The sequence below is a fragment of the Wolbachia endosymbiont of Tuta absoluta genome (assembly GCF_059414725.1).
In genome coordinates, this window is the sequence record NZ_JBNRJY010000564.1 from 1 (window position 1) to 9,707 (window position 9,707).

8 protein-coding genes and 1 pseudogene are annotated in these 9,707 nt (G+C 32.6%); 5 read left to right on the top strand and 4 right to left on the bottom strand.

All coding sequences use genetic code 11. The features are described from left to right. From ACJ5GX_RS06325 to hemF, 3 genes and pseudogenes are all read right to left on the bottom strand, one after another. A pseudogene (locus ACJ5GX_RS06325) lies at positions 1 to 494 on the bottom strand (ankryin); the annotation flags it as partial. A gap of 3 nt (positions 495 to 497) precedes the next feature. After that, complete coding sequence (locus tag ACJ5GX_RS06330) at positions 498 to 746, bottom strand: hypothetical protein (RefSeq protein ID WP_019078621.1); 249 nt, start codon at positions 744 to 746, stop codon at positions 498 to 500. A 141-nt stretch (positions 747 to 887) separates the two neighbouring features. Then, a complete protein-coding gene (hemF, locus tag ACJ5GX_RS06335; protein WP_052264973.1) occupies positions 888 to 1,712 on the bottom strand; it encodes an oxygen-dependent coproporphyrinogen oxidase in 825 nt (274 codons plus the stop codon). A gap of 159 nt (positions 1,713 to 1,871) precedes the next feature. Here hemF and ACJ5GX_RS06340 point away from each other — a divergent pair, with 159 nt between their 5' ends. From ACJ5GX_RS06340 to ACJ5GX_RS06350, 3 genes are all read left to right on the top strand, one after another. Beyond that, positions 1,872 to 4,352, top strand: a complete 2,481-nt coding sequence (locus ACJ5GX_RS06340) for a response regulator (protein WP_007302355.1) — start codon at positions 1,872 to 1,874, stop codon at positions 4,350 to 4,352. Between the two features lie 86 nt (positions 4,353 to 4,438). Beyond that, on the top strand, positions 4,439 to 5,281 hold the full coding sequence (locus tag ACJ5GX_RS06345) for a ParA family protein (protein ID WP_006014513.1): 843 nt from the start codon (positions 4,439 to 4,441) through the stop codon (positions 5,279 to 5,281). Continuing rightward, entirely contained in the window at positions 5,278 to 6,141 is an 864-nt protein-coding gene (locus ACJ5GX_RS06350) for a ParB/RepB/Spo0J family partition protein (protein WP_052264974.1), read from the top strand. Before ACJ5GX_RS06345 ends, ACJ5GX_RS06350 begins: the two co-directional genes overlap by 4 nt. Before the next feature lie 87 nt (positions 6,142 to 6,228). Here the strand turns inward: ACJ5GX_RS06350 and ispD are convergent, their stop codons facing one another. Further along, a complete protein-coding gene (ispD, locus tag ACJ5GX_RS06355; protein ID WP_052264975.1) occupies positions 6,229 to 7,434 on the bottom strand; it encodes a 2-C-methyl-D-erythritol 4-phosphate cytidylyltransferase in 1,206 nt (401 codons plus the stop codon). A gap of 101 nt (positions 7,435 to 7,535) precedes the next feature. On the opposite strand from ispD, the gene ACJ5GX_RS06360 reads away from it, so the two are divergent. After that, positions 7,536 to 8,423 carry an alpha/beta hydrolase family protein gene (locus ACJ5GX_RS06360; protein WP_418089957.1) on the top strand — a complete coding sequence of 296 codons (888 nt, stop codon included), beginning with the start codon at positions 7,536 to 7,538 and terminating at the stop codon, positions 8,421 to 8,423. Positions 8,424 to 8,472: 49 nt separating this feature from the next. Further along, positions 8,473 to 9,546 (top strand): AI-2E family transporter, encoded by a 1,074-nt coding sequence (locus ACJ5GX_RS06365; protein WP_026097254.1) that lies wholly within the window; start codon positions 8,473 to 8,475, stop codon positions 9,544 to 9,546. The last annotated feature ends 161 nt before the right edge of the window (positions 9,547 to 9,707 follow it).

Genomic DNA, 9,707 nt, shown 5'->3' on the forward strand with positions numbered 1-9,707 from the left:
GATCTCTTTTTCGATAAATCTACTTTAGCATAAATAGGCTCTGGTTGCTCTTTATGATTTAAGCTAGTGGGCTTTTTTTGCTCTGAGAAATCATCTACATCTTCATAAATAGGTTCTCCTGATATACTAGAATAACCACTATCTTTCAATGATAAATTTTCAGTAGATCTTTTATGCAAATCATATACTTCAGCATAAATGGATTCTTCCGATACGCTCAACTCTTCTAATGAGTTACTAACCTTAGCGTCATATACCTCATCATAAATGGGCTCTTTTAAAAGTAAAATATCATCATGCTCAAAAATCCTAGGAGGTTTTTTAGGTGAGTTGGCCTTAAATTTTATCTCTACTTCCTCTTTAAGCTTGTCACAACTTTCCGTTTGTTTCAAAATCTCCAATATTTCTTTTCTTTCTTTTTTTATTAGCTCACCAAGCACTAAACAACATTTTTCTTTATGATCTTTGAGACTGTCCTTATCTCCGTACTGCATAGCTTATGATGCTATTTTGTATTGAAGGATTACATTTCCTATACTATTATTTATCTCATTAATATTTGCTCCAGCACTAATAAGTAACGTCATTACATTATGATCAAGATTTGTTACTGCATACTCTAAAGCTCGATTTAAAGTTTGATCATTATTCAAGTCAAATGACCCCTTGTTCCTAAAAGGATTAATTCTAGAAAAGAGTTTTTCAAAGCTGTTTACTATATTATGAAGACTTAAAGCTAGCCTCACGCCTCTTATATTGCTATTTCTAGCGGATTTAATTAAAAAACTATCTACTTATACCCATGATTGTACCCCTCTATACAAAAGCTCACCATATGTGGTACAATCTTAAACTATAACGATTTATTTTATATTAATAATCGCTTTTCACACCCACTTAACAAGAGGAGGCATCGACATCATAATTGCATCGGGGTTACCATTAGTCATTAAACCAAACCTTGTACCACGATCATAAAGAAGATTGAACTCCACATATCTGCCACGTTTTATCAATTGTTCTTCTCGTTGTTCTTTTGTCCAAGATTTTTGCATATGTTTGTGTATGATGTGTAAGTAAATTTCTAAAAAGGCTTCACCTACTGCTTTTGTGAACTCAAAATCGTTTTTCCAGTTGCCAGAAGTTAGATTGTCATAAAAAATTCCACCAATACCACGTGGCTCTTTTCTATGTTGTAAAAAAAAGTAATCATCACATTGCTTTTTAAATTTCGGATAATATTCGATGTTGAACTCATCGCAAGTTGCTTTAATTGATTCGTGAATATACTTGCAATCTCCCTCATCCTTATAAATTGGAGTAAAGTCCATTCCTCCACCAAACCATTGTTTTGAGGTATATATCAATCTTGTGTTCATATGTGCTGCAGGGATAAGGGGAGATTGCATGTGAGACACTAAAGATATACCGCTTGCCCAAAACTCTCCATTGCTTTCACTTGCACCAGGAATTTCATTAATGGCTGAGTCTTCGAGCTTTCCGTATACTCTTGAAACGTTTACTCCAACTTTTTCAAAAATATTACCAAAGATAATTGTAGATTCACCACTTCCTCCACCTGGTCGGTTCCACTTTCTTTTTTCGATTTTTGGTTGTGTGAATGACTGTACCTCAATTGATAAGAAAGATTCGGTGATCTTGTTTCTCAGTGCGCAGAACCATTCAAATGCTTGTGTCTTTTGTTTTTCCATAATGCCTTCTGTTGGCTTATTAATATTATTGTACTCTATATTTACAGGACTTAATTAGATTGGGATAGTAACTACTCATCAAGGATGTTAATAAATCTATAATAATTAAATCAATATAGTAGAATATTTTTATATGTGCAAGGATGCCAAGCAATAATAATGAGTAAAAGATACATAGATAACAAAAAAGAGAACAGAGTTGACTTCATACTAAGAAATTATGGGATGTCAATTATTGTGATGGCAGTTATTATGTTCTTACCTCCAATAGCAATATCAGTACTCTATTTTTCTAATGTATATAGTCAGCATGTTAATATAGAGATTAATTTATTAATTAGCATTCTAATGACTCTCTTTGTGGTATATAATATAAAACGTTACAAGTATCTACTTAATATCATAGAGTTTCAAAATGCAATATTTGCAAATGCGCTGAATCATAATACAGAGTTTTGTCTCATTTTACATAAAGATGAGGGTATTATTTATGCTGATGCGAGGTTCTACGAAAGGTTCAAAGATCACATAAACGATGATGTTACGCTAGATAAAATTCTTGAAGCAGGAGATGTGTCAGAAAAAGACAGAAAATCACTCTATCATGCGTTAAGAAATAACACTTCTGTAAAAGTATGCATTTCCTTAAGCAAGAAGAGTAGAATATCTAACTTTCTTTTGCTCTCTGAACCAATACCGGATAATCCACAAATTGCTATAAATAGTAATAAGACTTTAAATTTATCATTAGCCCCAATAGCAAGACCGAATGGGTATTTTGTACTGAAGGCAACACAGGTAAACAAAGAGCAGGTATATGAAGAGTTGATAGAGAAACACAATATAGCAACTTACGTTGCAAATACAAAAGGAGGTATCTTATCTGTAAATAAAAGATTTTTAGACATGTTTGAACTAAAAAAATTGGAAAAAGGTAGCTCAATCAATGATTTTATATCTCAATCTAAGTATGACGATACAATAACCAAAAATGAAATTATGTTTTTTACTATAAGCGGTGCTCCATTTAAGGCTTATATGAGTACTGCTATATTTTGTGATAAATACAATCATAGCTATATACACGGCTTTATAACACCAACTGAATCAAATATTGTTGATTATCAACTACACCCTTGTTTTACAAATTCGTCAATTGCTATTGCACAATGCGATATAAATGGCAATTTTATAAAGAAAAATATAGCATTAGTAAAACTTGCGGGGTCAAGTAATGATTCTATCTTTGCATTGATATCAGATGGTTATCATATGAAAGTGCGTGAATATTTTTCAAGTAATAGGATAAATAATGCGTCCTTTGATGTGCAGCTCAATGGCGGTAATAACATGAAAATATATTTTAATAAGTTTCTTCATAATAAAGTGATGTTCATACTTTGTTATTTTATTGATAATACTGAACGTAAAAAACTAGAGATAAAACTTGAGCATTATCAAAAGGTGCAAGCTATAGGGCAATTAGCAGGTGGTATTGCACATGATTTCAATAATATATTAACCGGAATAATAGGATTTTGTGATTTGCTTTTACTCCAGCACTCAGCTAGCGATCCATCTTTTGGAGATATAATACAGATACAGCAAAATGCAAAACGTGGGTCAAATTTAGTAAGACAACTGCTTGCTTTTTCAAGAAGACAGACTTTGCAGCCAAAGATTATTAATGTAAATGGTACGATAGCTAATCTTTATGAAATGATCAAAAGATTAATAGGTGAAAATATAAAATTTAATATTTATTATGGTAGCGATTTGGGTGCTGTTAGGGCTGACCAAGGACAATTAGAGCAAGTTATGCTTAACTTAGCAGTTAATGCTGGTGCTGCTATGGAAAAGGGGGGAGAGTTAACTATACGAACCTTTAATCAAAAGGTTGATTCATTAAATTCTACACCTCAGGATATGTTTTCTCCAGATAAGGAAACGATTGAACATGGGAATTATGTTGTGATTGAAGTGATTGATACTGGATGTGGAATGACGAGTGATATAATTGAAAAGGCATTTGATCCATTTTTTTCTACCAAAGATATTACTTCTGGTACAGGTCTTGGCCTCTCTACTGTATATGGCATTATTAAACAAACCGAAGGATACATCTATGTTGCTAGCAAAGTGAATCATGGAACTAAATTTAGCATATTTTTGCCCATAGTTTACATATCGGATGAAAATGATAAAGAGGAAGATAGTAAAGAAATAGAGAAACCGGTAGAGATTAAAGGTAATGGTATAATTTTATTAATTGAAGATGAAGATTCAGTAAGGGAATTTACTGCTAAGGCTCTTACAAGAAAAGGATTTAATGTAATAGAAGCGAGTATAGGCAGCGAGGCACTAGAGATCATTAGAAAAAAAAATCAACACATAGATCTAATAATCACTGATGTAATCATGCCAGAGGTGAGTGGTCCAGAAATAGTTAAAGAAACATTGATACATAGGCCAAACATCAAAGTTATTTTTATTTCTGGGTATACAGAGGATGCTTTTTTAAAGAGCGATGAAATCAATATAGAAGACTTCCATTTTTTACCCAAACCATTTACTCTGAATGAGTTAGGAAATAAGGTTCAAAGTGTGTTACACAAGACAAAAAAAGGCAGTTTACTTTGAGCATGATTGGCAACAAAAAAATTTTTCTAATGCAAAAATTTCTTGCATATATACAATAGAGTTATTTTATACATAAGATAAAAGGCGTGAGCAAGATCATTGCAATAGTAAATCAAAAGGGTGGAGTTGGTAAAACTACAACTAGTATAAATTTATCAACAGCCTTTGCTGCTGTGGGAAAAAGTACTTTACTGGTAGATCTTGACCCTCAAGGAAATGCTAGTACAGGACTTGGGATTTCTTATCGTAGCAGGGAAGAAAAAAATATATATAAAATACTGCTGAGCAGCGAAAGTGAATTGGTGGAATCGGCAATTTTCAATATAAAGGAAATTCCAAATCTATCGCTGATTTCATCAGTGGTTGACTTATCAGCTGCAGAAATTGAGCTATCACAACTTGAGCAGGGAAAATTCGTACTAAAAGATACGCTAGAGAAAGTACGTAATAATTATGAGTACATAATTATCGATTGTCCTCCATCACTTGGTCTGCTTACTATCAATGCTCTGACCGCTGCTGACTCGATTATTGTTCCTCTTCAGTGTGAATTTTTCGCTCTGGAAGGATTGAGCCATTTAGTTAAGACTGTAGAGCTGATAAAAAGAAATAACCTAAACCCTTTCCTGTTAATAGAAGGAATATTGCTCACAATGTATGACAGACGCAACAAACTTAGTGAGCAGATTAAAAATGATATTTGCCAATATTTAAATGATAAAGTATATAAAACTATTATCCCCTTGTATGAGACCATTATTCCACGTAATGTACGGTTATCAGAAGCGCCTTCTCATGGAAAACCTGCTATTGTATATGATCTTAAGTGTCCTGGTGCACAAGCATATATAAGTTTGGCAAAAGAAATTTTAAAGAAACACATGAGCATCTGTAAAGAGAAAAAGCTGATAAGTGAGGGTGCAGCGTGAAGGACAATAGGCGCTTAGGTAGAGGTCTTGCTGGCCTCATAGGCGATAATTATGGTAATAAAGAAGATCGGTTACCTATTTCATTACTACACCCGAGCAAATTTCAGCCGAGAAAATATTTTGATGAGGAGTCATTAAAAGAACTTGCAGGTTCGATAGAGAAAAATGGTATAATACAACCTGTTGTGGTGCGCAAAGATCCAAGTAATGAAGGTTATGAAATAGTAGCAGGGGAACGTCGTTGGCGAGCAAGTAAGGTCATAAATCTTGATAGTGTGCCGGTTATCATAAAAGATTTAAATGACAAGGAATGCTTAGAAGTATCGATAATTGAAAACATACAGAGGCAAGATATTAATCCAATAGAAGAAGGTGAGGCGTACAGAAAACTAATAGATGAATTCTCCTATACACACGAAGAATTAGCCTTAACTTTAGGTAAAAGCCGCAGTCACATAACCAATATGATACGAATGCTGTCACTCCCTAATGGAGTAAAAACAATGATCAACGAGAAAAAATTGTCTATGGGTCATGCAAGAGCATTGATTAATGTTGAAAATGCGGAAAGTATTGCAGAAAGAATAGTTTCTCAGGGCCTGAGCGTTAGGCGAACTGAAAAATTGATAAAAGACTTACAACAAAATAACGACCGAAAAGAGCATAAGTGTACTAAAAATCAAGATATGGCAGTATTAGAAGGAGCTATATCTTCTCAGCTTGGTTTAAAGATCAAAATTAATGACAGTAATTCTAAGGGTAAAGTCATGATACGTTATAACAACTCAAATGAATTGGATTTTATATTGAAAATTTTGAATAGAAGACTTGAATCAGCTATTAATGTCGAAAGTAGCTGATAGAAATTTCTTGACAAACCTTCCCACTTTCCTTGCAATGGAAGTGAAATGGTGGAGTTTGTCAAGTAAGTTATTTCGTTTCTACCTTCAATAAAAATTTGCACGCAATAGCACAGAAGCATACGTTGCTATTCCCTCATTTCTTCCAATAGAACCTAATTTTTCCGCTGTGGTTGCTTTGATATTTACGAATTCACCATTAATTTCTAATATTTTTGATATGAATTCCTTCATTCCTGCTTTGTAAGGCGATATTTTAGGCTCTTCACAAACTATAGTAATATCTAAATTAGACACGCTATATCCTTTTTCCTGTGCTTTTTTAGCAGCAAAGTCAAGAAAATGAGATGAATTGCAATCCTTCCATTTAGAGGAATTAGGAGGAAAATGTTCTCCTATATCGCCACATCCTAGTGCTCCGAGTATTGCATCAACGATTGCATGTATTGCAACATCACCATCGGAATGTGCCTCTATTGCCATATTATGCTCAATTTCCACACCGCAAATTTTTATAAAGCTCTTAGCATCATTTTGAATTTTAACAAATTTATGTATATCATAACTGGTTCCGACACGGAATTTTGGCTCTCCAAAGAGAAGTTTTGCCATATTGATATCCTCTTTTGTAGTTAACTTAAAATTCTTTTTCTCACCTTCAATAATCGCAACATGTTTTTTATGCTCTACCATTAGTGATGAATCATCAGTAAATTCTTTGACTGATTGATGGCACGATAATAATTCTCTGAAATTAAAAATTTGAGGAGTTTGCATGGCTCTAAGTTTTTCTCTTGAAATCGTAGATTCAATGAAATTATTACTCACCAACGATATAGTATCCTCGACTTCTATTGCTGGAACTACTCCTGTATATTGACCATTAATCATAGATTCAATCAAGTTGTTTATTAGAATATTTGATACAAAAGGCCTACAAGCGTCATGTATAATAACAAAATCTGGATTGATCTTTTGCAAACTCTCCAGTCCAAGTTTAACTGAACTCTGCCTGCTTTTTCCTCCACATACTGGACTCAGCAATTTAGTATCTATAGTTGATGACGTAACTTCTTTATAGAAATCTTTTTGACTTTCATTCACTACCACTCTTATGTAACTTATGTACTGATTAGCTAAGAATTTCCTAATTGTGTGAAATAAAACAGACTTACCTGCCAATTTTATATACTGTTTAGGGATTTTGGCATTGCATCTACTGCCTACTCCTGCTGCAACTATTAATGCTGCTATCTTGTATTCCTCAAGTCTGTTAGTGTACATGCTTACCATTTTCGGTGTTAATACAAGTTATCTAGCATTTTAAAAAAGTTGATCCAATTCTCAAAAAAGAATATTCTTTTACTAGGTGTAATATATGCTAGAGGAAAATAATACACGTTGCTAAGTATAATAAAGAAAATGAGATACATCTTATATTTTTTCATGGAATAGGTGATAATTATAAGAATGCGGCCAGGTATATACAAGATAGATCTACATATCTCCATAGGTCTAATTTTCACACTCATGCACATAAATACCCAATTGCATTTCAAAACTATATAACTTACGCAATAGCTAGTTTCTTGTTTTTAGGAACATCAATACTATTACCAACTTTAATATTACTTACTAATCCAATGACATCTAGTACAGCAAGTTTAGCCATCTTAGCAGCTTTAACTTGTACCTTTTTATCTGTACCACCACTCATGATTCCATTTATAAATAAGAATCAAAGCTTATCTAAGTCTTCAATAGAAAAAATCAATGAATTAATGGAGAAGGGTGTGAAATCGGAAAATATAATACTTTTCGGCCATTCTTTTGGGGGAGCAGTTGCATCAGAAGTATTAAAATATTTTACAGACAAAAATATTAAACTTGGAGGCGTTATTTTTACTAGCACTTTCAGCTCTTTTCATAATGCAATAAAGCATTTTCCAATTCCTCAAGCAAAAATTTTAAGTGTACTGCCCTCATGCTTATTGAAAAAGATGCTTAAGGTCCTAAATTTAGATTTTGATATAGTAAGCAATATACAAAAGCTACAAAATGATAATATACCAATAGTAGTCATTAATCATGAAAGAGACACCTTAATACCATATCCTGCACAATTGGCAAAGGCAGTAGATGATCTATTGTTAAATAGAAATTCGATTAAGATCGTTAATCTGAGAGGCTTTACAGATAACCCGCATAACGGAGTTTTATCTAGTTGGCAATTGAGTGAAAATTTGGCTGATCTCATGCCTAATAAAATAATGAATAGGTAGTACTTACAAAAAACTTTATATTTTTCGGTAAATTAACTATTCTAAACACATGCAAAAACGTCATATAACTATTTGTTGTGTACTGCTTTTCATAATAGGGGCATTATTTTTGATGCGTCCTATGATTGTTCCGTGTCTAATATCTGTTTTTGTTGCACATCTATTTAACCCGCTAGTAACCAAGTTTGAAAAATATAGAATACCGCGTTCATGTTCTGTAGTTTTTATAACACTTGCCTTATTGATAGCTTTTATATTAGTTATTACATTTGTTTTACCTATTATATATTTTCAAATTACTTTAATATTAAATTTCTTAGTAAATAAGATACCTTCATTAAAGCTTAAAGTGATTCCTTCTGTGCTAGAATTTCTTAATATAAAAACTGAAGATAGTTTATTTGATCATTTGTCTAAAAATCTAGTAGAAAATTACAGTGATTATATATCTTATTTTATAAATGCTCTTAGCATGGGCAGTAATCTTATAATTCAAGTGCTAAATTCAAGCTTTAATTTGATTTACATGGTATCATTAATAGCTATTACGCTTGTGGTGTTTTTTTATGTATTACGTGATTGGCCTGCAATTGTAGAAAAGGCTAATAAACTAATTCCCATTCTTTACAGAGAAAAAGCTGCAGGTTATTTTTCTAAAGTAGATTTCATTATATCTAATTACCTAAAGGGACAGTTAAACGTATGTATAGTCATGATGATCTTTTACTCCGTGGGCCTTAGCATAATTGGGCTGAAGCATTCTGTAGCTATTGGAATTTTATCAGGAACATTAACATTTATACCCTATATAGGGCCATTATTATACACTATTATCGGATTTTTGAGCGCCATTACTCAATTTAGTGGATGGTTTGAAAGTACTGCTGTCTTGCTATTATTTAGTGTTGGTCAATTAATAGACTCAAGCATATTAGTGCCTTTATTAATAGGAAAAAAAGTTCATATACATCCAACTATCATTATTTTAGGAGTTGTCATATGCACCTCATATTTTGGGTTTATAGGTATATTATTTTTTATTCCAATAATAGCAATGTTCAGTGTATTAGTAGAATATGCAGTCAATAAATATTTTGAAAGTGAGCTTTATAAAAATGGCTAATTAGTTCACGATAAAAAAAGGATCTCTGATACATTTGAGAGATGGTGCGACCTGAAAGTCTTCGGTCATATTGTTTAAAAGGAGAGGAATTCATTCAGAAAGAAACTGAAAGGATTCTAAAACTTATTAAACCAGATGTTTTGCCGTCTGAGTCTACGCAT